This is a genomic window from Phycicoccus sp. CSK15P-2 (genome assembly GCF_016888005.1).
In the GTDB taxonomy this organism is placed as follows: Bacteria; Actinomycetota; Actinomycetes; order Actinomycetales; family Dermatophilaceae; genus Phycicoccus.
In genome coordinates, this window is sequence record NZ_JAFDVE010000002.1 from 70,565 (window position 1) to 94,220 (window position 23,656).

23 protein-coding genes are annotated in these 23,656 nt (G+C 73.8%); 11 read left to right on the forward strand and 12 right to left on the reverse strand.

Annotated features, from left to right (window positions below):
- Window positions 1–122 precede the first annotated feature (122 nt).
- The 6 genes from sucC (at window position 123) to purH (ending at window position 6,630) form a co-directional block, all read left to right on the forward strand.
- Window positions 123–1,301: an ADP-forming succinate--CoA ligase subunit beta gene (sucC, locus tag JQN72_RS01010; RefSeq protein WP_204133290.1), complete on the forward strand. Its 1,179-nt coding sequence runs from the start codon at window positions 123–125 to the stop codon at window positions 1,299–1,301.
- Between the two features lie 34 nt (window positions 1,302–1,335).
- Entirely contained in the window at window positions 1,336–2,229 is an 894-nt protein-coding gene (gene sucD, locus JQN72_RS01015) for a succinate--CoA ligase subunit alpha (RefSeq protein WP_204133291.1), read from the forward strand.
- A gap of 361 nt (window positions 2,230–2,590) precedes the next feature.
- Window positions 2,591–3,829 (forward strand): DUF6350 family protein, encoded by a 1,239-nt coding sequence (locus tag JQN72_RS18125; protein ID WP_239099928.1) that lies wholly within the window; start codon window positions 2,591–2,593, stop codon window positions 3,827–3,829.
- Window positions 3,826–4,404, forward strand: a complete 579-nt coding sequence (gene purN, locus JQN72_RS18130; protein WP_307812338.1) for a phosphoribosylglycinamide formyltransferase — start codon at window positions 3,826–3,828, stop codon at window positions 4,402–4,404. Before JQN72_RS18125 ends, purN begins: the two co-directional genes overlap by 4 nt.
- The gene (locus tag JQN72_RS01025) at window positions 4,395–4,808 is read left to right on the forward strand and encodes a TIGR03618 family F420-dependent PPOX class oxidoreductase (protein WP_204133292.1); all 414 of its coding nucleotides are present in this window, start codon (window positions 4,395–4,397) and stop codon (window positions 4,806–4,808) included. Before purN ends, JQN72_RS01025 begins: the two co-directional genes overlap by 10 nt.
- Window positions 4,809–5,001: 193 nt before the next feature.
- Entirely contained in the window at window positions 5,002–6,630 is a 1,629-nt protein-coding gene (gene purH, locus JQN72_RS01030; RefSeq protein WP_204133293.1) for a bifunctional phosphoribosylaminoimidazolecarboxamide formyltransferase/IMP cyclohydrolase, read from the forward strand.
- Window positions 6,631–6,667: 37 nt separating this feature from the next.
- Here purH and JQN72_RS01035 read toward each other — a convergent pair whose 3' ends face one another.
- On the reverse strand, window positions 6,668–7,480 hold the full coding sequence (locus tag JQN72_RS01035; protein ID WP_204133294.1) for a formate/nitrite transporter family protein: 813 nt from the start codon (window positions 7,478–7,480) through the stop codon (window positions 6,668–6,670).
- A gap of 107 nt (window positions 7,481–7,587) precedes the next feature.
- Here JQN72_RS01035 and JQN72_RS01040 point away from each other — a divergent pair, with 107 nt between their 5' ends.
- From JQN72_RS01040 to JQN72_RS01055, 4 genes are all read left to right on the forward strand, one after another.
- The gene (locus JQN72_RS01040; protein ID WP_204133295.1) at window positions 7,588–9,984 is read left to right on the forward strand and encodes a bifunctional FO biosynthesis protein CofGH; all 2,397 of its coding nucleotides are present in this window, start codon (window positions 7,588–7,590) and stop codon (window positions 9,982–9,984) included.
- Between the two features lie 144 nt (window positions 9,985–10,128).
- The gene (locus JQN72_RS01045; protein WP_204133296.1) at window positions 10,129–11,046 is read left to right on the forward strand and encodes a hypothetical protein; all 918 of its coding nucleotides are present in this window, start codon (window positions 10,129–10,131) and stop codon (window positions 11,044–11,046) included.
- A gap of 2 nt (window positions 11,047–11,048) precedes the next feature.
- Entirely contained in the window at window positions 11,049–12,314 is a 1,266-nt protein-coding gene (locus JQN72_RS01050; RefSeq protein ID WP_204133297.1) for an isoprenylcysteine carboxylmethyltransferase family protein, read from the forward strand.
- Window positions 12,311–12,949, forward strand: coding sequence for a TetR/AcrR family transcriptional regulator (locus JQN72_RS01055; RefSeq protein WP_204133298.1), 639 nt, complete (start codon window positions 12,311–12,313; stop codon window positions 12,947–12,949). The genes JQN72_RS01050 and JQN72_RS01055 overlap by 4 nt, the downstream gene beginning before the upstream one ends.
- Here JQN72_RS01055 and JQN72_RS01060 read toward each other — a convergent pair.
- From JQN72_RS01060 to JQN72_RS01100, 9 genes are all read right to left on the reverse strand, one after another.
- A complete protein-coding gene (locus JQN72_RS01060; RefSeq protein ID WP_204133299.1) occupies window positions 12,930–13,625 on the reverse strand; it encodes a GH25 family lysozyme in 696 nt (231 codons plus the stop codon). The two genes, JQN72_RS01055 and JQN72_RS01060, sit on opposite strands and share 20 nt — an antisense overlap.
- Window positions 13,626–13,690: 65 nt before the next feature.
- The gene (locus JQN72_RS01065; protein WP_204133300.1) at window positions 13,691–15,745 is read right to left on the reverse strand and encodes an ATP-binding protein; all 2,055 of its coding nucleotides are present in this window, start codon (window positions 15,743–15,745) and stop codon (window positions 13,691–13,693) included.
- Window positions 15,746–16,109: 364 nt separating this feature from the next.
- Complete coding sequence (locus JQN72_RS01070; protein WP_204133301.1) at window positions 16,110–16,520, reverse strand: hypothetical protein; 411 nt, start codon at window positions 16,518–16,520, stop codon at window positions 16,110–16,112.
- A gap of 40 nt (window positions 16,521–16,560) precedes the next feature.
- Complete coding sequence (locus tag JQN72_RS01075; RefSeq protein ID WP_204133302.1) at window positions 16,561–16,974, reverse strand: hypothetical protein; 414 nt, start codon at window positions 16,972–16,974, stop codon at window positions 16,561–16,563.
- 28 nt (window positions 16,975–17,002) lie between these two features.
- Window positions 17,003–17,401: a hypothetical protein gene (locus JQN72_RS01080; RefSeq protein WP_204133303.1), complete on the reverse strand. Its 399-nt coding sequence runs from the start codon at window positions 17,399–17,401 to the stop codon at window positions 17,003–17,005.
- 61 nt (window positions 17,402–17,462) lie between these two features.
- Window positions 17,463–17,900, reverse strand: a complete 438-nt coding sequence (locus JQN72_RS01085; RefSeq protein ID WP_204133304.1) for a hypothetical protein — start codon at window positions 17,898–17,900, stop codon at window positions 17,463–17,465.
- A gap of 49 nt (window positions 17,901–17,949) precedes the next feature.
- On the reverse strand, window positions 17,950–18,441 hold the full coding sequence (locus JQN72_RS01090) for a hypothetical protein (protein ID WP_204133305.1): 492 nt from the start codon (window positions 18,439–18,441) through the stop codon (window positions 17,950–17,952).
- A 274-nt stretch (window positions 18,442–18,715) separates the two neighbouring features.
- Entirely contained in the window at window positions 18,716–20,248 is a 1,533-nt protein-coding gene (locus tag JQN72_RS01095; RefSeq protein ID WP_204133306.1) for a flotillin family protein, read from the reverse strand.
- Window positions 20,249–20,348: 100 nt separating this feature from the next.
- Window positions 20,349–20,843: a hypothetical protein gene (locus tag JQN72_RS01100; protein ID WP_204133307.1), complete on the reverse strand. Its 495-nt coding sequence runs from the start codon at window positions 20,841–20,843 to the stop codon at window positions 20,349–20,351.
- A gap of 130 nt (window positions 20,844–20,973) precedes the next feature.
- On the opposite strand from JQN72_RS01100, the gene JQN72_RS01105 reads away from it, so the two are divergent.
- Window positions 20,974–21,522, forward strand: coding sequence for a 2'-5' RNA ligase family protein (locus JQN72_RS01105; protein WP_204133308.1), 549 nt, complete (start codon window positions 20,974–20,976; stop codon window positions 21,520–21,522).
- 43 nt (window positions 21,523–21,565) lie between these two features.
- On the opposite strand, the gene JQN72_RS01110 is transcribed toward JQN72_RS01105, so the two are convergent.
- On the reverse strand, window positions 21,566–22,693 hold the full coding sequence (locus JQN72_RS01110) for a ring-opening amidohydrolase (protein WP_204133309.1): 1,128 nt from the start codon (window positions 22,691–22,693) through the stop codon (window positions 21,566–21,568).
- A 14-nt stretch (window positions 22,694–22,707) separates the two neighbouring features.
- Window positions 22,708–23,655: a carbamate kinase gene (locus JQN72_RS01115; RefSeq protein WP_204133310.1), complete on the reverse strand. Its 948-nt coding sequence runs from the start codon at window positions 23,653–23,655 to the stop codon at window positions 22,708–22,710.
- Window position 23,656: the final 1 nt, after the last annotated feature.

A 23,656-nucleotide genomic window follows, 5' to 3' on the forward strand; every position in this document is an offset into this window, starting at 1 on the left:
CGGGACGACCGTTCGCGCGTGAGATTGCACCCATCGGGCTCCTCCGGTGCGGACGTCGGCGCGGGCCGCGGATACGCTGCCGTGCGGATCACCATTCGCTACCAGTGAGGACGGATCGCCTCGTGGACCTCTTCGAGTACCAGGCCCGTGACATGTTCGAGAAGCACGGTGTCCCCGTGCTCGCCGGGGCCGTCGCGACGACCCCCGAGGAGGCGAAGGAGGCGGCCGAGCGCATCGGCACCGCCAGCGGCGGCGTCACCGTCGTCAAGGCCCAGGTCAAGACCGGTGGCCGCGGCAAGGCGGGTGGGGTCAAGGTCGCCAAGAGCGCGGACGAGGCGCACGAGCACGCGAGCGCCATCCTCGGCATGGACATCAAGGGCCACACGGTGCACCGCGTGATGATCGCCCAGGGCGCGCAGATCGCCGAGGAGTACTACTTCTCCATCCTCCTCGACCGCGCCAACCGCACCTACCTCGCGATGTGCTCCCGGGAGGGCGGCGTCGAGATCGAGCAGCTGGCCGTGGAGCGGCCGGAGGCCCTCGCCCGCGTCGTCGTCGACCCCAACGTCGGCATCGACGACGCGAAGGCCCGCGAGATCGTCGAGGCCGCCGGGTTCGACGCCGACACCGCCGCGAAGGTCGAGCCGGTCGTCAAGACGCTGTGGACGGTCTACCGCGAGGAGGACGCGACGCTCGTCGAGGTCAACCCGCTCGTCAAGACCGAGGGCGGGGACATCGTCGCCCTCGACGGCAAGGTCAGCCTCGACGCGAACGCCGACTTCCGGCACCCCGACCACGAGGCGCTCGAGGACTCCTCGGCCACCGACCCGCTCGAGGCGCAGGCCAAGGAGAAGGGCCTCAACTACGTCAAGCTCGACGGCTCGGTCGGCATCATCGGCAACGGCGCCGGCCTCGTCATGAGCACCCTCGACGTCGTCGCCTACGCCGGTGAGGAGTTCGGGGGGCAGAAGCCCGCGAACTTCCTCGACATCGGCGGCGGCGCCTCGGCGCAGGTCATGGCCGACGGCCTGCACGTCATCCTCGGCGACCCGCAGGTGAAGTCGGTCTTCGTCAACGTCTTCGGCGGCATCACCGCGTGCGACGCCGTCGCCGACGGCATCGTCGGTGCACTCGACAAGCTCGGCGACGAGGCCACCAAGCCGCTCGTCGTCCGGCTCGACGGCAACAACGTCGAGGAGGGCCGGCGCATCCTCGCCGAGCGGGCCCACCCCCTCGTCACCCTCGAGGAGACGATGGACGGCGCCGCGCGCCGGGCCGCCGAGCTGGCCTCCCAGAACTGACCGACGAGCGAGCGAGAAGAGAGACACACGACCCATGGCCATCTTCCTCACCACCGACTCCAAGGTCATCGTCCAGGGCATGACCGGCTCCGAGGGCATGAAGCACACCCAGCGGATGCTCCGGTCCGGCACCGCCGTCGTCGGCGGGGTCAACCCGCGCAAGGCAGGCACCGAGGTCGAGTTCGAGGGCGGCGTCACCGTCCCCGTGTTCGGCTCGGTCGCCGAGGCGATGGAGGCCACCGGCGCGAACGTGTCGGTCGTCTTCGTCCCGGCCGCCTTCACGAAGGCCGCCGCGACGGAGGCCATCGACGCCGGCATCCCGCTGTGCGTCGTCATCACCGAGGGCGTCGCGGTCAAGGACACCGCGGAGTTCTACAACTACGCCGCGCAGCAGGGCGGCACCCGGATCATCGGCCCGAACTGTCCCGGGCTGATCAGCCCCGGGCAGTCCAACGCCGGCATCATCCCGGCCGACATCGCCGAGGGTGGCCGGATCGGCCTGGTCTCGAAGTCGGGAACGCTGACGTACCAGATGATGTACGAGCTGCGGGACTTCGGCTTCTCGTCCGCGGTCGGCATCGGCGGTGACCCGGTCATCGGGACGACGCACATCGACTGCCTCGAGGCGTTCCAGAACGACCCCGACACCGACGCGATCGTCATGATCGGCGAGATCGGCGGCGACGCCGAGGAGCGCGCGGCGGCCTACATCAAGGAGCACGTGACGAAGCCGGTCGTCGGCTACGTCGCCGGCTTCACCGCCCCCGAGGGCAAGACGATGGGCCACGCGGGCGCCATCGTCTCCGGCTCGTCCGGCACCGCCGCGGCGAAGAAGGAGGCCCTCGAGGCCGCAGGCGTCAAGGTCGGCAAGACGCCCTCCGAGACCGCCGAGCTCATGCGCCACATCATGGAGTCGCTCTCGTCCTGACCCTCCGGTCACGACCTCTGCCACGTGACCCGGTGCCCGTCACGGGTGCAGACCCGGTCCACCACGTACTGGGGGTCAGGCACCTCGGTCGACTCGCAGGCCCACCCGTCGACCGCCTCGCGCGACGTCTGCCCGCCGTGTCCGTCGACTGTGCTCTGCTTCTCCAGGAGAAGCAGAGCACAGTCCGGACAGAGGAGGTCTCCGGAGCGTCGGCCCTGCCGCGACCGAGGGCCGATGCGGCCGCGCACCGGCAGCAGCGACCCGTCCGGGCACGGGGAGCAGCGACGCGTCCGGGCACCGGGAGCAGCGACGCGGCGTGTGCTGGCGGGTCCGAGGTCCGGCATCGGTGAGACTGGCCCCGATGACCGTCATCGACCGGCTTCGGGCCGCACTGCCGAGTGCCGAGGAGCCTGCCCACACCTCGCCCTGGGGCCCCGGCTGGCGGCGCGCTGCGCTGATCGGTGCCCTGACGGCCCTGGTCTCCGCGGCGCTCGTCGTCGTGCCCGTCGTGCTGGCCTGGGACGCCGCACCACTGGACGGCACCGAGCGGGCCGACGCCGTCCGGCTCGGCGCGGCGCTGTGGCTCCTCCTCGGCGGCGCGCACGTCTCGGCCGGCCCGGCGACGATCACGCTCACCCCGCTCCTCGGCACGGCGGTCCTCGTCGTGCTCGCCCGCTACGGCGCCCGCGAGGCCATGGTCCGGGTGCGCACCGACGGCGGGTACTGGGCCGGCACCCTCCCACGGGACCTCGCCGGGGCCGTCGGTGCCTGGTGGGCCGGCTACGCGCTCGGCACCGGCGCGGTGTGGGCGGTGGCCCACTCGGGCGCTCTCGTTCCACGACCCTGGACCGTCCTCGTGCCCGCGTTCCTCGTCCCCGTCGCCGGGCTGTGGCTCGCTCTGGCCCCGGTCGCCCGGGACGACCCCGACGTCCTCGGGCCCCGCCTCGTCCCGGTCCTGCCGGACGTCGTGCGGCGTGGCCTCGGCCCGGGGCTCGCGGGCGTCGCGCTGCTCGTCGTGCTCGGGACGCTCGTCATCGGCGTCGCCGTGCTCCTGGCCTGGCCCCAGGTGGCGGCGGTCCAGGACGGCCTCACGGCCGACCGCACGGACGTCCTCGTGCTCGCCCTCGCCCAGGTCGCTGCGCTGCCCAACCTCGCGCTGTGGGTCGTGAGCCTGATGGGCGGCCCGGGGTTCACCGTCGTCGGGGGAGCGGTCGTGTCGTGGGACGGCGTCGAGAGCGGCCTGCTGCCCCTCGTCCCCGTCCTCGGCGCCCTGCCGCAGCCCGGGCCCTACCCCGTGCCGGCCGCGCTCGGCGGTCTCGCCGTGCTCGTCGGGGCCGGCGTCTGGGTCGGACGGCGGGCGGTGGCCACCGTGGCACGCCTGTCGCGGCTGCGCACCAAGCTCGCGGTCGCCACCTGTGCCTGTGCCACGACCTCCCTCGCCGTCGGTGCGCTCGACCTTCTCGGCGGCGGCTCCGCGGGGCAGTTCCGGCTCGCCGCCGTGGGGGCCCCGGCAGGCCGGCTGGCCCTCAGCGTGTTCCTCGCGCTCCTCGTCGGGGCCGTCGGCTACGTGCTGCGGGACGCGTGGAGGCTGCGGCGGTGAGCCACCCGCTGCGTCTCGTCGTCCTCGTGTCGGGGTCCGGCACCAACCTCCAGGCGGTGCTCGACGCCGCCTCCTCGGGCGCGCCGTTCGAGGTCGTCGCCGTCGGGGCGGACCGCGACGGCACCGGGGGCGTCGACCGCGCGGCGGCCGCCGGGGTGCCCACGTTCGTCTGCAAGGTGGCGGACTTCGACTCCCGAGCCGACTGGGACCTCGCCCTGGCCCGGCTCGTCGGCGACCACACCCCGGACGTCGTCGTCTCGGCCGGCTTCATGAAGGTGCTCGGTGCCGCCGTGCTGGAGGCGGTCCCCGTGCTCAACACCCACCCGGCGCTGCTGCCCAGCTTCCCGGGGACACACGGGGTGCGCGACGCCCTCCGGCACGGGGTCAGGGTCACCGGCTGCACCTGCCACTGGGTGGACGCCGGGGTCGACACCGGGCCGATCGTCGACCAGCGTGCCGTGCGGGTGGAGCCCGGCGACACGGTCGAGACCCTGCACGAGCGGATCAAGGTGCAGGAGCGGACGATGCTCGTCGAGGTCCTGTCAGCTCTCGCGACGGACCGGTCGTGGCGCTGACCCCCGCGGAGCTGCCGGCCGCAGCCCTGGAGTTCATGCGCGAGCGTCACCTGGCGACCCTCACCACCCTGCGCCGCGACGGCAGCCCGCACGTCGTCCCGGTCGGGTTCACCTGGGACGCGGACGCCCTCGTCGCCCGGGTCATCGCGAGCCGGGGCAGCGCCAAGGTCCGCCAGGCCAGGGCGGGACGCCGTGCCGCGCTGTCCCAGGTGGACGGCCGCCGCTGGCTGACCCTCGAGGGGACGACCCGGGTGCTCGAGGACGCCGACGCCGTCCGGGACGCCGAGCAGCGCTACGCCGGCCGTTACCGGCAGCCCCGGCCGAACCCCGAGCGGGTCGTCGTCGTGCTCGACGTCGACCGCGTGCTCGGCGGCACGTGGCCGGAGCAGCCGCGTACGAGGTAGCCCGCTAGAGTGACCCCGACGACTGGCGCGGGTGGGTCACCACCGGCGGGTCCTGAGGGTGAGGCACCCGGAGCCATCGTCGGAGGAACGACGACGACTGGCGCGGGTGGGTCACCACCGGGAAGTCTGCAGTCGGGGCATCGCCCGCCTGGGTGTCCCGGGACCGACCGTCGCACCCCGCAAGGAGCCCCACGTGTCCCCAGCCGTCTCCGCCCCCGGCCCGTCGCAGGACGTCCGTCCCGTCCGCCGCGCCCTCGTGTCCGTCTACGACAAGACCGGCCTCGAGGACCTCGTCCGCGGCCTGCACGAGGAGGGGGTCGCGCTGGTCTCGACGGGCGGCAGCTCCGCACTCATCGAGTCCCTCGGCCTCCCGGTGACGAAGGTCGAGGACCTCACCGGGTTCCCCGAGTGCCTCGAGGGGCGGGTCAAGACGCTCCACCCCCGGGTGCACGCCGGCATCCTCGCCGACACCCGCAAGGCGGACCACGTCGCTCAGCTCGAGGAGCTCGGGGTCGAGGCCTTCGAGCTCGTCGTCGTCAACCTCTACCCGTTCGCGGCCACCGTCGCGTCCGGTGCGACGCCCGACGAGTGCGTCGAGCAGATCGACATCGGCGGCCCCTCGATGGTCCGCGCCGCGGCGAAGAACCACCCGAGCGTCGCCGTCGTCACCGACCCGACGACCTACGGCGACGCCCTCGAGGCGGTCCGCTCTGGCGGCTTCACCCTCGAGCAGCGCAAGCGGCTCGCGGCCGAGGCCTTCGTGCACACCGCCACGTACGACGTCGCCGTGGCCTCGTGGATGGGCAACGCGTACGTCGACACCTCCGACGGCACCGGCTTCCCGGCCTGGGCCGGGGCCACCTGGCAGAAGCAGGCGACGCTGCGCTACGGCGAGAACCCGCACCAGCGGGCGGCGCTGTACGTCGACGGCCACCGGCCCGAGCCGGCGCTCGCCCAGGCGAGGCAGCTGCACGGCAAGGAGATGTCCTACAACAACTACGTCGACGCCGACGCCGCCGTGCGCGCCGCGTACGACCACGGCGACCAGCCCACGGTCGCCGTCATCAAGCACGCCAACCCGTGCGGCATCGCCGTCGGAGCCGACATCGCCGAGGCCCACCGCAAGGCGCACGCGTGCGACCCGGTCTCTGCGTTCGGCGGGATCATCGCGGCGAACCGCCCGGTGACGGCCGCGATGGCCGAGACCGTCGCCGAGATCTTCACCGAGGTCGTCGTCGCACCCGGGTTCGACGCCGAGGCGCTCGGCATCCTCACCCGCAAGAAGAACGTCCGCCTGCTCGAGTGTGCGGCACCCACGCGCGGCGGCATCGAGACCCGGCCCATCGGCGGCGGGCTGCTCGTCCAGGAGCGGGACGCCGTCGACGCCGTCGTCACCGGTGAGGACGGCGCGCCGACCGGGGGTGACGACGCCGCCCACTGGCGCCTCGCCTCCGGCGACCCCGCCGACGACACGACGCTCGCCGACCTCCAGTTCGCCTGGCGGGCGGTACGCGCGACGAAGTCCAACGCGATCCTGCTCGCCCGCGACGGGGCCTCGGTCGGCATCGGCATGGGTCAGGTCAACCGGGTCGACTCCTGCCACCTCGCGGTGAGCCGGGCCGGCGAGGAGCGGGCCCGCGGCGCGGTCGCCGCGTCCGATGCGTTCTTCCCCTTCGCCGACGGCCTTCAGGTGCTGCTCGACGCCGGCGTCCGCGCCGTCGTCGCCCCCGGTGGCTCGATGCGCGACGCGGAGGTCGTCGAGGCGGCGCAGGCCGCGGGGGTGACGATGTACTTCACGGGCACCCGCCACTTCGCGCACTGAGCGAGGGCGCCAGACCCGGGCGGGAGCGCAGGCCCGCTCAGCCGTGTCGGTCCCCGGTGGGTCGCCGCGGCGTGGTGCGGCGCTCGGCCTCGACCTTCGGCGCGGTCCGGACCAGCCGGAGGAACGTCACGAGCCCGATGCCGCCCACCGCGTTGCCGAGCACCGACCACCCGAGCGCGACGAGGAACTGCCCGACGGTGACGTCCGCGCCGGCGATCGCGGCGCCGATGATGAAGATCGAGTCGAGCACGCAGTGGAAGAGCTCGGCCCCGACGAGCACCGACCCGAAGAGGATCGCGGGCACGACGCGGACCCCGAGGCTGTCCGTCGCGTGCTGCATCCGGGTCATCAGCGTGATGACGAGCCCGGCGAGCACCGCGAGGAGGAAGCTCTGCAGCGAGATGCCGAGGGACGCGTAGTGCTCGCCGGTCTCGCGGGCGACCTCCTGCAGGTCGGGGCGCGCCCGCAGGATGACCCACACGGTGAGCGCACCCCCGAGGATGTTCGTCACGAGCGTCACGACCCACAGGCGCGCCAGGCCGCTCCACGGGCCTTTCTCGGCGACGGCGGCGGTCACCGGGACGAGGAAGTTCTCGGTGAAGAGCTCGCTGCGGGCGAGCAGCAACGCGACGAACCCGAGGGAGAACGCGAGGCCGGCGAGCAGCTGGTTCCCGGTCTCGGTCTTGACGACGAGGTAGGCGAGGATGCCCACCCCGATGTCGATGCCGCCGAGCAGGCCGGTGGGGACGAGCGCCCGCAGCGGGCGGCCCAGCCGTTCGGTGCCCTCCTCGACGAGCCGCTCGAAGGCGTCGTCGATCTCGTCGTCGGACTGCTCCTTCTGTTGCGTCACGGTCGCACGCTACTGGCTGGCGAGCCCACGGGGCCGCAGGAGCCCACAGCCTCGACACGCGCACCCGCGGTGGTCCGCGTGCCCGGTGGAAGGCAGGATGGCGAGTCATGACCGCTCTGCCCGACGCCCTGTCGGACCTTCCGCTCGACGAGCTGTCGCGGCGGGCCCGCTCGGTCCGCGACGGCGCTACCGGCACGCGGGTGACGTACTCGCCCAAGGTGTTCGTCCCGCTCACCCGGCTCTGCCGCGACCGGTGCGGCTACTGCACGTTCGCCACCGCCCCGCGGAACCTCGCGGCGCCGTACCTGACTCTCGACGAGGTCCGGGCGATCGCGGCCCGGGGCGCCGAGGCCGGGTGCCACGAGGCGCTGTTCACGCTCGGTGAGCTGCCGGAGGATCGCTACCCCGTGGCGCGCGAGTGGCTCGAGGCCCACGGGTACGCCTCGACCGTCGACTACCTCGCCGCGGCGTGCGCGACCGTCCTCGAGGAGACCGGTCTCCTGCCACACGCCAACGCCGGCGCGGTCTCGCGCGACGACCTCGCGGCGCTGCGCCGCGTCGCCCCGTCGCAGGGGATGATGCTGGAGTCGCTGCGCGCGGACCTCGCCGCACACCGCGGCGCACCGGACAAGGCGCCGGAGCGCCGGCTCGCGACACTCGAGGCGGCGGGGGAGCTGGGCATCCCCTTCACGACCGGCATCCTCGTGGGCATCGGCGAGGACGAGGCGGACCGGGTGGTCGCGCTCGAGGCCGTCGCCGGGAGCCACCGCCGGCACGGGCACGTCCAGGAGGTCATCGTCCAGAACTTCCTGCCGAAGCCCGGGACGGCGATGCGGGATGCCCGGCCGTGCCCGCCGGAGGAGCACCTGCGCGCCGTCGCGCTCGCCCGGCTCGTCCTGCCCGCCGACGTCCACGTCCAGGCCCCGCCGAACCTCGCGGACGGCGACCACCTCGCTGCGCTCCTCCATGCCGGGATCGACGACTGGGGCGGGGTCTCGCCGGTGACGCCCGACCACGTGAACCCCGAGCGGCCCTGGCCGGCGGTCGACACGCTGCGCGAGGCCACCGAGGCCGCGGGTCTCGTCCTCGCGCCGCGGCTCACCGTGTACCCCGAGTCGGTCCTGCGCCGGGACGCCCGGGTCGACGCCGACCTCCACTTCCCGGTGCTCGACCGCAGCGACGCCGAGGGTCTCGCCCGGGACGACCCGGGCGCGGTCTGGCCCGAGCACCACCGGCAGGCGGCGAACGTCGGGACCGGGGCCGAGGTCGTCCAGGTGGGTCGCCGCTCGACGCAGTGGTACTCCGGCGCGGACCACGAGCCCCCGCAGCTCGTCCCGGCCCCGGCGCGGGCCACCGGTGCGGTGGCCGAGGTCCTGGCCGGCGTGGCCCGTGGCGAGGAGCTCGGCGAGGCCGAGATCGTCACGCTGTTCTCCGCCCGCGGGCCTGAGGTGGCAGCCGTGGCGGAGGTCGCCGACGACCTCCGCCGGCGCCTCGTCGGCGACACCGTCACGTACGTCGTCAACCGGAACATCAACTACACGAACGTCTGCACGTACAAGTGCACGTTCTGCGGCTTCTCCAAAGGGCCCCTGTCGCTCAACCTCCGGGGCCGGCCCTACCTGCTGACCCTCGACGACATCGCCGAGCGGGCCCGGGAGGCCTGGGAGCGAGGGGCCACCGAGGTCTGCCTCCAGGGCGGCATCCACCCGAGCTTCGACGGCGGCTTCTACCTCGACGTCGTCCGGGCCGTGAAGGACGCCGTGCCCGGTCTGCACGTCCACGCGTTCACCGCGCTGGAGGTGCACGAGGGGGCGCGGCGGCTCGGCATGCCGCTCCTCGACTACCTCGTGGCGCTGCGCGAGGCCGGGCTGTCCTCGCTGCCCGGGACGGCCGCCGAGATCCTCGACGACGAGGTCCGGGCGGTGCTGTGCCCCGACAAGATCGACACGGCCGAGTGGCTCGAGACCCACGAGCACGCCCACGCCGCCGGGCTGCGGAGCAACATCACGATCATGTACGGCGCGGTCGAGCAGCCGGTGCACTGGGCCCGGCACCTCCTCCGCAGCCGCGAGCTGCAGCGTCGCACGGGCGGCTTCACCGAGTTCGTGCCGCTGCCGTTCGTCCACATGGCCGCGCCCGTCTACCTCAAGCGAGGTGCCCGGCGCGGGCCCACGTGGCGCGAGTCCGTCCTCATGCACGCGGTGGCCCGGCTCGCGTACGGGGCCGACGTCCCGAACGTCCAGGCCTCGTGGGTCAAGCTCGGTCCGAGCGGGGCCCGGCAGCTCCTGCGGGCCGGCGTCAACGACCTCGGCGGCACGCTCATGGACGAGAACATCAGCCGGGCCGCGGGGGCCGCCCACGGCCAGCTCCTCGACACCACCGAGTTCGAGCGGCTGGCCCGCTCCGCCGGACGTCCGGTGCGCCAGCGCACCACGCTGTACGGCGACGTCGCCCGGACCGCGGACGACCCGCACCCCCGGGCCGCCACCCGCCTCGCCGGCTGACGGCTGTCATTCCCCCAGGCTGACGGCACTCCTTCCCGCGCGGCCGACGGCTCCTGCCTGGCCGGCTGACGCACCCTCCCCCTCGTCGAGCCCACTCGATGCAGAATTTGAGCATCTGGTCAAAGTTGAGCGTATGCTCAAACCATGAGCCACGACGTGCCACCTCCTCCCGCACCCGGTCCCCCGTTCCCCTCCCCGATGGCGCCCGACCCGCCACCGACTTCTCGCTCGCGTCTCGTCCTGCTCCTCCTCGTCGTCGTCCTCGTCGGGATGGGCGGCGTGGGGATCGCCGCGGCGTTCGACCGCCTCGACAGCGCCCTCCTCTTCGTCGGCGTCCCCTGCCTGCTCGCCTTCCTCGTGGGGACGGTCCGGGGCCGCGGGGGATGGGGGTCGCTCTTCCAGACACTGACCGTCGTGCTCCTGCTCGCGTCCGCGCTGCTCCAGGAGGCCGCGGTCTGCGTCCTCCTCGCGGCCCCGTTCGTCTACGGCGTGGCGGCCCTCGTCTACGGCATCGTCGTCGCGCAGCGGCGGCCCACCGGCTCGTTCGCGCTCGCTCCGGTCCTCCTCGTCGTGCTCGTCGAGGGCGTGCTCCCGGGGACCCGCATCCACCCCGAGCAGTCCTCGGCGGCCGAGCGGGTCGTCGCCACCGACTGTGCGACGTTCGAGTCCGCCCTGCTCCGGGGCCCGCGGATCGACCCGGAGGCCGACCGGGGAGCCCTGCTCCGGGTGTTCCCGTACCCGACGCCGACCGCGGCGAGCGGCCGGGGCCTCGAGGTCGGCGACGGGTGGGAGCTCACCGTTGCGGGCGGGACGGTGCGCACCCGCGTCGTCGAGCGCGCGTCCGGGCACCTTCGTTTCGCCGTCGTCGACGACACGAGCCGGCTCGGCCGGTGGGTCGGGGTGCGCGCTGGGTCGCTGGACTGGCAGGAGAGCGGGGACCGCTGCACGGCGACGATGCAGGTCGACTACGAGCGCCGGCTCGACCCGGCCCTGTGGTTCGGCCCGGTCTCCGACGTGTTCATGCACGCCGGGGTGGACGCCTTCCTCGCGGGGCTGGACTGACCATGGGTGCTGCAGCCCTGCGCAACGCCACGCTCGCGCTGCCGTTGCTGCTCGTCGCGCTCGCTGCCGGATGGCGGGTCCGCTCCGGCGACCTGGCGGGCCGTGTCCCCGCGGCCGTGCTCGCCACGCTGCTCGCGTGGGTCGGGGTCGTCGCGGTCGAGTCGGCCGGGTCGTGGTGGACGGTGGCGCCCGGGCCCACGACGGTGCTCGGCCTGCCGCTCGAGACGAGCCTCGGTTGGGCCCTCGCGTGGGGTGCCCTGCCCGTGCTCGCCGGCGGTCGAGTGCTCCTGTGGTGGGCCGGCTTCCTGTGGGTGGACGTGCTCGTCGTCCCTCGGCTCGACCCGCTCGTACGGCTGGGTGAGCACTGGCTTCTCGGCGAGGCACTGCTCCTCGTCCTCGTGGCGGCGCCGGCCCTCGCCCTCGGCAGGCTCACCGTGTCGCGCCGGCACCTGCCGACCCGGGTCGTGCTCCAGGTCGTGACCTTCACCGGGCTCTTCGGATGGGCCGCCCCGACGCTCGCGCTCGCGGCCGACGGTCTCGGCTGGGCCGACGTCGTCGACCACGGGCTCGTCGGGCGCACGCTGCTGCTCGTCGCCGCCGTCGGGGTCGGCGTCCCCGTGCTCGCCGCCGTCGCCGAGCTCGCGCGGGTCGGGCGCGGCACGCCCTTCCCGTGGGACCCGCCGGACCGGCTCGTGACGAGCGGGCCGTACGCCTACGTGCGCAACCCGATGCAGTCGGGGATGTGCCTCCTCCTCGTGCTCCTCGCCGTCGCGGCGGGGTCGTGGACGCTCGGTCTCGGCGTGCTCGTCGCCGCGACGTTCGCGCTCGCCGTGGCCGAGCCGCACGAGCACGCGACGCTCGCCGTGCGCTGGCCCGGCTACCCGTCCTACCGCAGGGCCGTCCGCCCCTGGGTGCCCCGCTGGACGCCGGTCGCCGACGACCCCGCGACCCTCTGGGTGTCCGAGACGTGCGGGCTGTGCCGGGCGACGGGGCACACGGTCGAGGGCTTGCGTCCGTCGGGGGTCCGCCTGCGGCCGGCCGAGTCGGCGCCGGTGGTCCTGACCCGGATGCGGTGGTGCGCCGGCGACACCGACGACCGCGGCGTCGCGGCCCTGGCTCGCGCCCTCGAGCGGACCCGGCTGCCCTGGGCCTGGGTGGGATGGCTCGTGCGGCTCCCCGTGCTCGGCACGGGCGTCCAGGTCGTGGCCGACGCCTGCGGCCTGGGTCCACGCGTCCTGCCGGCCGAGCCGGGAGAATCGTGGGCGTGAGCACCGACGAGACCCGCCGTTCCCTCCTGGACGCCGCCGTCCGGCTCACGGCCCGGGAGGGCCCACGAGGTCTGACCGCCCGGGCCATCGGCGCCGAGGCCAGGGTGAACCAGGCGCTCATCTTCTACCACTTCGGCGGGGTCGACGGTCTGCTGCGGACCGCGTACGCGGAGGCCACCCGGGCCATGGTGGCGGACTACGCCGGACAGCTCGAGACAGCGAGCACCTTCACGGAGCTCTACGCCGTCGGGCAGCGGCTGGGGGAGCGGTCGCGCCAGGACGGGAGCGCGGCGCTCCTCACGCAGGTCATGGCGGCGGCGCACCACGACGACGAGATGGCCGCTGCCCTCGCCGACTCGCTCGGTGTCTGGCGGGAGGTCGTCACCGCCGCGGTCCGGCGGGTCGTCGGGCTCTCGGGCCTCGCCGACGCCCTCGACCCCGAGCCGCTCGCTGCCTCGCTGGCGGCGTCGACCATCGGCATGGTCGCCGTGGACGCCCTGCCGGGGCGACCGCTCGGGCGGACCATGGAGGGGGTCGCCCCCGTCCCACGCGCCGTCGACGTCCTCCTCGCCCGGTTCCCGCGCGCGCTCGTCCGGCGGCTGGCGCGGACGACGGTCAGTGGGCGACGACGTTGAGGTCGACCCCGCCGTCGACCCCGTTCACGTGGGCCCGGCTGCTCACCTGCCACCATGCCCAGTCGCCGCCGGGCCGGCGCAGGAGCCGCCGGACCCACCGGTCGCGGTCGGCGAGGTCGACCGGCAGGGGGTAGACCTGCGCGAAGTCGTCGAGGAGGTAGAGGACGACGCGCTGTCCCGTCTCGGCCTCGACCCGGTCGACGAAGGTGCGCAGCCGCTCCGTGACGACGTCGGCGGACGGCCGGTCGGAGCAGTTGCCGCTCAGCTCGAGGTCGACGACCGGTAGCAGCGCGGTGTCGTTCGCGCCGACCTCGGCGAGCCGCCCGAGCAGGTTCGCGGCCTGCTCCTCGCCGGAGCGGCACAGCGTGAAGAAGTGGTAGGCGCCGACCTCGAGGCCGGCCTCGCGCGCCCCCGCCCAGTTCTCGGTGAACCGCTCGTCCTCGTACGTCGCACCTTCGGACGCCTTGAGGTAGGCGAGCCCGACGTCGTCGCCCGCCACGGCCGCCCAGTCGATGTCCCGCTGGTGGTTGGACACGTCGATGCCGTACCGCTCGCCCTCGGCGAGCCCCGGCCGGTAGCGGGGCAGTGCCACCGCATACGCCAGCCACCCCAGCAGCGCGACGACGAGCAGGAGGCCGCCGAGCGCCGCCGTCCACCGTCCGACCCGTCGCGCCACGCCCCGACCCTAGGTGGTGTGGACAGAGGCCTTGGCACCACCCCGACGGGGGCGCTCGGTACGGCTCAGGCCGGGCCCGCCGGGGCCGGCGCGTGCGAGGAGGAGGTGCCGGGTCGGTGGGTGGGTCGCACGCGGGAACAGACGGCGTCGACGAGGGCGTCGGTCCCCTTCGCCAGATGCCGCCGGAACGTGCTGAACGGGAGCCCGAGCCGAGCCGCCGCGGCCTCCTGGGTCGAGGGCCCCCTGAGGTAGGTGGTCGCGACGGCGCGGCAGTGCTTGACCCGCGCGGGCTCGTCCGCCATGTCCTTGACGATCCCGCGGATGAGCCGCCGCACGTCGTCGGGGTCGGGCCCCGGGTCGACGACGCCCCAGCGGGCCAGGGGGGTCGCCGCGACGGCGTCGTCGTCGGACCAGTGCCGCAGGAGGTCTCGCACCGCGGCACCGACGTCCTCGCGGTCCGGCCCCGGCACCTCGTCGGCCGGGGGCACGGGGTCGGTCCGCCGCGTCCAGAGCTCGTGCACGAGGTCGATGTAGCCGGCGAGCGGGCTGCTGCTCCAGTCGTGCTCGAAGAGCTGCCAGCGCTGGTCGTCCTCGGGGGTCGCCGGCCCGGTGCAGAGGTGATGGCCCAGCTCCGCCATCCGGTCCGTCATGGCCGAGCCGAGGGGCAGTGCGATGTACGACAGGGCGAGCGCAGGGCCGGCCCGGGCGATCTCCCGGTGCCACTGACGGACGAGCGGGTCCGACGGTCCGAGTGGGTCGTCGGGTGCCGAGGACAGGAGGAACCGCACGAGCCCGACCGTCCCTCCTGCGGGCACGCCGCGGTCCACCGCGCGCGCCCACGCGGCCGCGGCGACGGGGTCGGCGTCATCCGGGTGGCCCGCGGCCGTGAGGGTCAGCCAGGCGACACAGGCCACCGGAGTGGCGTCCTCCGCGGACCCGAACACCGTGAATGCCCCCGGACGTGCCCTCAGCCAGTGCTCGAGCCGCGGCCGGTCGGCCTCCGGGAGCGATTCGTCGGCGAGCGCCCGGACGACGTCCGGCAGCCGGTCGCCGAGGTCGAGAGGGACGAGGTCGCCGGTGCCGTCGACGGCTGCCGCCCACCCCGACGGCCGGCACAGGTGCAGCAGCTCGTCCGCGGCGTCGGCCGCCTCCGCGCCACCGCCGAGGGCACGGTCGCGGTGGTAGTGCCACGCGGCCGCACGGAGACGCTCGTGGCTCACCGGGTCGCGCCACCGGTGCGACGTCGTGAGCAGGATCGTCGTGAGCCGGTTGAGTCGCAGGCCCGTCGGGCCGGACACCACGCAGGGGAGGGTGTTGAGCCAGGCGAACTCACGGGCCGCGGCCTCCTGGTCCAGGACGGTCGTCAGCAGGTCGACGGTGACCGTGCGGGACTGCGCAGCCACTGCCAGGACGGTCCGGTGGGACAGCTGGTCGGCGGGGTCGAGGATGCGGTCGAGGAGCACGTTGACGAGGTCCGCCCGCGGTTCCCAGGGGCCGTCGTGTCCGCGCGCGTCGTCGGCGGCCAGCGAGAGGGCGAGCGGGTTCCCCGAGGCGAACGCCAGCACGCCGGGCTGTGCCGCCGAGGGGACCCCGCGCCGGTCGACGACCGACCGCGCGGCAGCCCGCGAGAGGCCACGCAGCCGCCTCGTCGTGGAGAGGGAGTGCCACCCCGGGTCGGTGCTCCACTCCGGGTCGGGACGGCGGCGGCTCGCGACGACGGCGACCGCGTCCTCCGGCAGGAGAGGGAGGACGGAGGACCGGAGCGCCTCCTCGACGCCCGGCTCCTGGTCGACGGCGTCGACGACGAGCACACGCGGTCCCGCAGCGTCGCGGGCGTCCAGCATCTCGTGGGCCGCGGCCCACAGCCGGGCGTCGGTAGAGCTGGTGGGCGCGAGGTCCGGACCGGGAACGGGGCGCCGTACCGCCGGGCCCTCGGCCGGCAGGCGAGCCGCGTCGACCTGGACGACGAGACAGCCGCGGTCCGCCGCGCGGTCGGCCAGCTGCCCGAGCAGCGTCGACTTGCCGGACCCGACCGGACCGTGGACGAGCAGGATGCGTGGGACGTCCGGACCACCGGCGAGCATCCGGTCGAAGACCTCGATCTCGGCATCCCGGCTCACCAGCCCGCGTCGTCTGGCGTCCTGGAGCCGTCCCGCCAGGGACCGCGTGGTCCCGATCGCGTCGGACCCGGGGCTCCCTCCGCTCATCGGTTCCCTTCGGCTCTCCCGTGCCGAGCCCCCGGTGGCTCCGGGGCGGGGCAGCGGCGTGGACGTTCACCTACCACGACGCCCCCATCGTGACACCGTTGTCAGCATCCGTCTCGCCGAGCCGGCCGGGCCCGGGCCCCTGGGCCCGGACCCGTGGGCCCAGGCCCGGCCGGGGGCCGTCCGCACCCTGCGCACAGGCGCGGACCCGGCCACCGGCTGCGCGTAAGCGCTGGCCGGGCGGCCGGGTCCGACGGCTGGGAGTCGCCGTCACCCCTGGTCAGAAGGGGTGGAACACGACGCGGTTGTCCTCGGGGCGGTCCCACAGGCCGTAGAAGGCCCAGTTGCGGTAGCCGCCGTCGCCCTTGCGGACGAACTCCCCGTCCCCGCTGAACGCGTACCAGAGGTACACGCGGTTGTCGTTCTCCTGGCAGCCGTGGGCGACGATGCGTCCGGACCGCTCGACGGCCCCGAACCGGAACGAGGACATCCGGTCCTCGCGGAAGACGATGATGTTGTCGTCCGCGTAGCCGCTGTCCTTGATCTCGTCGACCGTGACCCGCAGGTCGCAGTTGTTCGTGATGTCCGTCGGGTCGGCGCTCGCGGCCGGTGCGGCGACCGTGCTCGCGACCGCCGCGGCTCCGCCGGCGAGCGCGAGGGCTGCGCTCCGTCGCTTCGTGGTGGTGGTCATCGGGTCTCCTTCCTCGGGTTCGTCAGATGTCCGCGGGCACTCAGAACGGGTGGAACACGACGCGGTTGTCGTCGCGGTCGAACACGCCGTAGAAGGCCCAGTTGCGGTAGCCGCCGTCGCCGGAGCGGACGAACTCCCCGGCGCCGTCGAAGACGACCCACTTGTACGTGTGCGTGTAGATGTCGTTGCATCCCTGGTCCTGGAACTCGCCGCTGCGGGCGACGTCCTCGAAGTGCGAGGACTCCTCGCGCTCGGACATCCAGACGATGACGTTGGAGTCCGTCTTGTCGCCGTAGTCCTGGATCTGCTCGACCGTCTTGCTCAGGTCGCAGGGGTCCCGGAGGAACGTCGGCTCCTCGGCATGGGCCGCCGGCGCGAGGACGACCGTCGCGGCGAGGGTCGCGGCGCCGGCCAGGGCGGCGGTACGGGTGCGGGTGAAGGCGGTGCTGGTCATGGTGCTTCTCCTGTCGGGTTCGGCGGGCTCAGCGGTCGTGGAAGATGACGTGGGTGTCCTCGGGGCGGTCCCAGCTGCCGTAGAAGGCCCAGTTGCGGTAGCCGCCGTCGCCGTCCCGCCAGAACTCGCCGTAGTCGAACACGGCCCAGTGGTAGTGGCCGACCTCGTTGGTGAAGCCACAGGCGATCTTGCCCTCGCTGCCCGAGGCCGCGACCCCGTGCAGGTCGGCCGAGCCGAAGCTGCTGTCCTTCCAGACGATGATGTTGTACTCGTCGTTGGTGTCCCAGGCGCGCAGCTCGTCGACCTTCGTGCTGAGGTCGCAGGTGTCGAAGTCCGAGGCGGCGGCGGGCTGCATGCCCACGGCGGTGATGGTCGTGGCGGTCGCTGCGGCTGCGGCCGCGGCGGCGATGCGTCGGATGGTGCTCATGGACGTTCTCCTTCGGTCGTCGGGGGAGTCCCGGATGGTGTGCGGGTGGTGGTCGCGGGCGTCACCGGACGTGGATGGTCATCCCGTCGCGGTCGTACCAGCCCTTGAAGGCCCAGTTGATGTAGCCGCCGTCGCCGTTGCGGGTGAAGGACCCGCCGTCGACGATCCACATGCCGTAGTAGACGTCCCCGTACTTGACGTTGGCGTACAGGCGGGTGTCGTCGGACGAGAAGCTCGCGTCCGGGACGGGGCTGAGGTTGCTCATGACGACGGTGTGGTTGCCGCCGGCCGCGTCGAAGGCGGCGGCGACCGACTCGCGGACGAAGTCGCCGCGGCTGCGGTCGGACTGCGCGTCGATCGCGGCGGCCACCTTGACACCGTCGACGCCGTCGGCCTTGTGGATCGAGACGGTGACGTCCTCCGCGGAGGCAGGGCCGGCCGTGGCGAGGCCGAGGCCGAACACGGCGACGAGGGCGAGGATGATCGCTCGGAGCTTCATGGTGTCTTCTCCTGGTGGGTCGGTGGGGGGATGCGGTGGGCGGCTGCCGTCACGGGCGGCGGAAGTGCACCGTGCTGCCGTCGCGGTCGAACCAGCCGCGGAAGGCCCAGTTGATGTAGCCGCCGTCACCGTTGTTCGTGACGGTCGCGCTGTCGAAGACCCACACCCGGAAGGTGGGGATGCCGTCGTACTCGATCTGTGCCTCGAGGGCGAGGCCCTCGATGCCCGAGATCGAGTACGGGTGGTCGTCCTTGATGACGAGGACGTTCTTCGACTCGCCGGCCTCGTACCAGGCGGCGTTGAGCATGTTCTGGACGGCGCCCTCGCGGTTGGCGGCGGCGCCCATCTTCTTGACCGCGTTCCAGATGGACTGGCCGAGGGTCCAGAGCCCGTTGAGCAGGTTCCACGCCTGTGGTCCGAGGTACTCGGCGGCGTGGGCGGGCGCCGGGTGGACGACCACTCCCGTGGTGGCGGTGGCTGCCGCTCCGAGGCCGAGCGCCCCGAGGCGGCGGCGGCTGACGAGGTCGTGCGTGCCGGTCATGCCGTTCTCCTTGTCGGTCGTCGTCGGGCCTGCAGGCCCCTACGACTCCCAACCTGCCGACGGTCGACGCTCACCCTCCAGACCACCTCGGTGCTCACTCCTGCCCGCCGGTGCTCACCGCGCCGCCACGGTCGCTGCTCGGGTCGGACCCGTCCGATCGGCGCGCGGCTCCGAAACCCTTGGTGTGGGAGGTCCCGGTGCTGCGGGCCCCGACATGGCAGAGGGCCCGTCGTCCGCGGATGCGGACGACGGGCCCTCGTCGTGATGCCGGGTGTCAGGTGGTCTCGGAGCCTTCCCCCGCGGGCGTCACCGTCTGGGCGGACCCGCCGGGGGACCGCGTGTAGCGGTCCAGCAGCTCCTCGATGTCGACGCCCGTCGTGTTCTTGAGCATCGCCATCGTCTGGGTGAGGTTGTCCGTGACCTGCCGGGGGAGGGCGGCCGCGCCGTCGGTGGAGACGACGGTCAGCTTGTCGATCGCGGCCATCGGCGCGGCGACCTCGCGGGCGACCTGCGGCAGCACCTCGACGAGCATCTGCAGGACCGCCGCCTCGTTGTACCGGGCGAAGGCGTCCGCCCGCTTGTTCATCGCCTCGGCCTCGGCCTGGCCGGTCGCGAGGATGGCGGCGGCCTGCGCCTCGCCCTCGGCGCGGGTGGCCTCCGCCTGCGCGACACGCAGCGACTTGTCCGCCTGGCCGCGGCGCTCACCCTCGACGGCCTCGGCGTCCGCCAGCGCGGAGCGGCGGGCCTTCTCGGCCTCACCGGTGAGCCGGGCCTGCTCGGCGTCGGCCTCGGCGGCGGCGATGCTGGCGGCCTTGCGGGCCTCGGCCCCGGCGATGGCGGCGTTGCGGGCACCCTCGGCCTCCTGCTCGACGCGGTACCGCTCGGCGTCGGCCGGCTTGCGGACCTCGGTGTCGAGCTGGCGCTCCTTGAGCGCGGCCTGGCGCACGGCGACCTTCTCCTGCTCGGTGAGGATCGCCTGGTCGCGGTCGGCCTGGGCGAGCGGGCCGGCAGCGGCGGCCTGCGCGGACGCGGCGTCGGTCTCGGCCTTGATCTCGGACTGCTTGAGCGCGAGCTGGCGCTGGCTGACCGCGATCTCCTCCTCGGCGCGGATGCGGGCCTGCTCGGCCGCCTGGCGGGCCTCGGCCTCGGCGATCGCGGCGACCTGGCCGACCTTCGCCGACTCGGGCCGGCCGAGGTCGGCGAGGTAGGAGCCGTCGTCGGTGATGTCCTGGATCTGGAAGGTGTCGAGCACCAGGCCCTGGCCGGTGAGCGAGGACTCCGACTCGTCGGCGACCCGCTGGGCGAACGCCGCGCGGTCGCGGATGATCTGCTCGACGGTGAGCGAGCCGACGATCGAGCGCAGCGAGCCGGCGAGGGTCTCCTGGGTGAAGGTCTCGATCTCCTCCTGCTGGGTGAGGAAGCGCTGAGCGGCGGCCCGGATGGAGTCCTCGTTGCCGCCGACCTTGACGATCGCGACACCGTCGAGGTTGAGCTTGACGCCCTGCCCGGAGACGGCTCCGCGGATCTGGACCATGATCCGGCGGCTCGAGAGGTCGAGGATGTGGAGTCGCTGGACGAACGGGACGACGAACGCACCGCCGCCCATGACGACCTTCTGGCCGGAGAGGTCGGTGGAGATCTGCCCCGTCTCGGGGTTCTTGACCTCCTTGTTGCCCTTGCGGCCGGTGACGATGAACGCCTCGTTCGGCCCCGCGACGCGGTAGCGGGACGCGATGACGAGTCCGGTGAGGACGACGAGGAGGACGAGCCCGAGGATCGCGACGAGCTCGACGGAGAACCCGAACATGGGTGCCTGACCTTTCCGGGTGCCGGAGGGCGCCCGAGGGTGAGTTGGTGAAGGGTTGACGTGCCGGACGGTCCCCCGGTTCCGTCGGCGGTGCGAGAGGTCAGCCCTGGCGCGCCACGGTGACGGAGGTGGGACTGAGGACGGCGGTGACGACGACGGCCGTGCCGCTCGGGAGGGGCTCGGCGGCGCGTGCGTTGAGGCGGGTGATGTGTCCGGCGGCGACGACGCTGACCATCCCGTAGCCCTCGTCGGGGACGGGTTCGACGACGGTGCCGGAGAGCCCGACGAGGCCGGTGCTGCGCACGGTGGCCTCGTCGCCGCCGCGCATGAGCCGGGTGCTCGCCCAGCCGGCGCCTGCGCCGGCGGCGACGCCTGCGACGAGCCCCGCGAGGATCGCCACGGCGTTCGAGGCGCCGGCGTTCGCGGTGAGGGCTCCGACGAACCCGAAGGCCGCGAGGAAGCCGGCGACGGCGAGCCCCGAGAGGGCGTCCGGGCCGATGCCGTCGAGGAAGCCGTCGACGAGGTCTCCGAGGAGGAAGGACACGAGGAGCAGGGCGATCCCGACCCCTCCGATGACGAGCATCGTCACCTGCATGCGACTGGTCCTTCCCGCCCCCGGGCGCTCGGTCGGGGATGCTCGTGGACCGAGCACCTTACGCCGGTGAGGGTAGCTGGTCGTGGGGGCACCCGTGCGCTCGCTCCGGAAGATGACCGAAGATGGAGGTGTGCATCACGTCGATCTCCTCCTGGACGCCGAGGCGGACGCCGCCGTCCGCGCGCGGTGGCAGACGCTCACCGACGCGGGCCTGCCGAGCCAGGGACGGCATCCGAGCCCGTCGAACCGCCCGCACGTCACGATGTCGGTCACCCGCGACTGGCCGGACGACTTCCTCGTCGACGCCGCCCGGACCCGGCTCGGCGCGCTGCCCCTCCGGGCCCGGCTGGGCCCCCTCCTCGTGATGGGCAGCAACGACCGCTTCGTCCTCGCGTGGGCGGTCGTCGTCGGGGAGGACGTCCTCGAGATGCACCGGCACCTGCTGGGGCTGCTCGGGTCGTCCGCCACGCCGCACACGGCTCCCGGACACTGGGTCCCGCACGTGACGCTCGCCCGGCTCATGGACCCCGAGCAGGTCGCATCGGCGCTGCGGGTCCTCGCGGCGGACGAACGGGAGGTCTCGCTCGTCGCGGCGCGGCACTGGGACTCCGAGGCGAAGAGCGACGACCTCCTCGCCGGGCCCATGGTCTCGCGCACCCGGGAGCTCGCGGGGCCCTAGTCGGCGCCCCGTACGCAGCTGCGGGACGCCGGCGTGGCGCAGCTCAGGGGCGGTAGCCGGTGGGCTCGTCGCCGAGGTCGACGATGGCCGCGACCGGGCCGCCGCCGTCCGGGCCCTGGTGCGCCGCCGACACCGACACGAACACCGCCGGGTCGCCGGTGACCGCCGCGGTGACACCGCCGACGGCGGCCTTGATCTGCCGGTGCCAGTGCACGTCGGAGTCGTCGAGCATCGCGTTGCGGCGCCCGCGCACGGCCCCGTCCTGGCTCGTCTCGCACTTGAGGAACAGGTTGACGAGCCGGCCGTCCAGGTCGGTGTGGTGCGGGCGCTCGGGCAGGTCGAGCCCGGCGTCGCGGATGGCCTCCCAGAGCCCGTCCTGGTCGAGGGCGTCCTTCATCACCGAGTGCCCGATGCGGTAGCGGCCACCGACGCCGCGGGCGTTGCCGACGACGACGACCTGCGCCCGGTCGAGCTCGACGCCGGAGGAGCAGGACGCGACCGACGAGTACAGCGTCCGGTCGCGCAGGACGTCCTCGTCGCGCGGCATCCCGATCTCGCCGAGGGCGTACGCGATGCCGAGGGCGGTGCCGCCGTTCGAGACGTCCATCGAGGTCAGCGTGTCCTCGGTGAAGACGTCGTGGCCGCGCGACCTGGCGTCGCGGATGGTGTCGATGGTGAGCAGCGGTGTCTTGGTCTGCACGTAGTGGACGTCGGCGACGTCGGTGATGCCGGCGCGCTCCATGGCGACCTGCACGGCGTCGGCGACCTTGGTGACCATCGCGACCCTGCCGATGTCCTCGGGCAGCAGCACCTCGCTCATCGCGAACCCGACCGACAGGCGGGGCTCGTCGGTGGCCACGGCCTGCTCGGCCGGGACGGTCGCGAAGACGGTGGCGTGCGGGCTGATCACGCCGTCGGTGCCGCCGGACCACACGATGGGGATGTCCTCGACCCGCTCGGGGTCGGCGCCCTTGTCGACGAGCAGCTCGCGGAAGGCGCGGTCGGCGATGATCCGGGTGTAGTCGTTGACGCCGCCGTTGCCCTCGGTCTTCCCGATGACGGCGATGACGCGGTCGGCTTGCATGACCCCGGCGTCGATGAGCCTGCCGAGCTCGGAGGCGTCGGAGACGGAGTGCAGGGGGACCTTGCGGACCTCGATGGCGTCGGGCACGGTGGTCTTTCCTCTCAGGTGGGGGTGGGGTCGGGTTCGACGACGGTCCCGATGGAGCCGGCGACGGCGTCGGTGATGTGGGTGAGCGAGGTGATGACGCCGCGGGAGCCCCCGGCGGCGACGAACCGGCACACGGCCTCGACCTTCGGGCCCATCGAGCCGGAGGCGAACTCGCCGGCGTCGGCGATCGCGCGGAGCTCGGCCAGGGCGACCCGGCCGAGGTCGCGGTGCTGGGCGGTACCGAAGCCGACGGCGGCGTGGTCGACGTCGGTGGCGACGACGAGGACGTCGGCGGCCACGGCACGGGCGAGGACGGCGGCGGTGAGGTCCTTGTCGACCACGGCCTCGACCCCGCGCAGCACGCTGTCGGCGCCGCGGACGACGGGGATGCCGCCCCCGCCGGACGACACGACGACGTAGCCGGCGTCGAGCAGGGTGCGGGCCGCGGCGACGTCGAGCACCTCGAGCGGTTCGGGGGAGGCGACGACGCGGCGCCAGCCCTTCTCGCCGCGGTCCTCCCAGGTCTGTCCGTGCTCGACCATGCGTCGGGCGTCCTCGGGCGGCAGGAACCGCCCGATGGGCTTCGTCCGGTGCTCGAAGCCGGGGTCGCCGCGGTCGACGAGCACCCGCGTCACGAGCGCGGCGACCGGGTGGGTCAGGCCCGCGTCGGCCAGGGCGCCGTCGAGGGCATCGAGGATCGTGAAGCCGAGCGTGCCCTGCGTCTGGGCGCCGCACCAGTCCAGCGGGACGGGCGGGACGACGTGCGCGGCGAGCTCGTTCTTCACGAGCAGGTTGCCCACCTGGGGGCCGTTGCCGTGGGTGACGACGAGCTCGTGCCCGGCCGCGACGAGCCGGGCCGCGGCGGCCATCGCTCCGGTGACGGCGGCGATCTGTGCCTCCGGCGTCGCACTGCCGTCGGGGCCGGTCATGGCGTTCCCGCCGAGGGCCAGCAGGACCCGCATC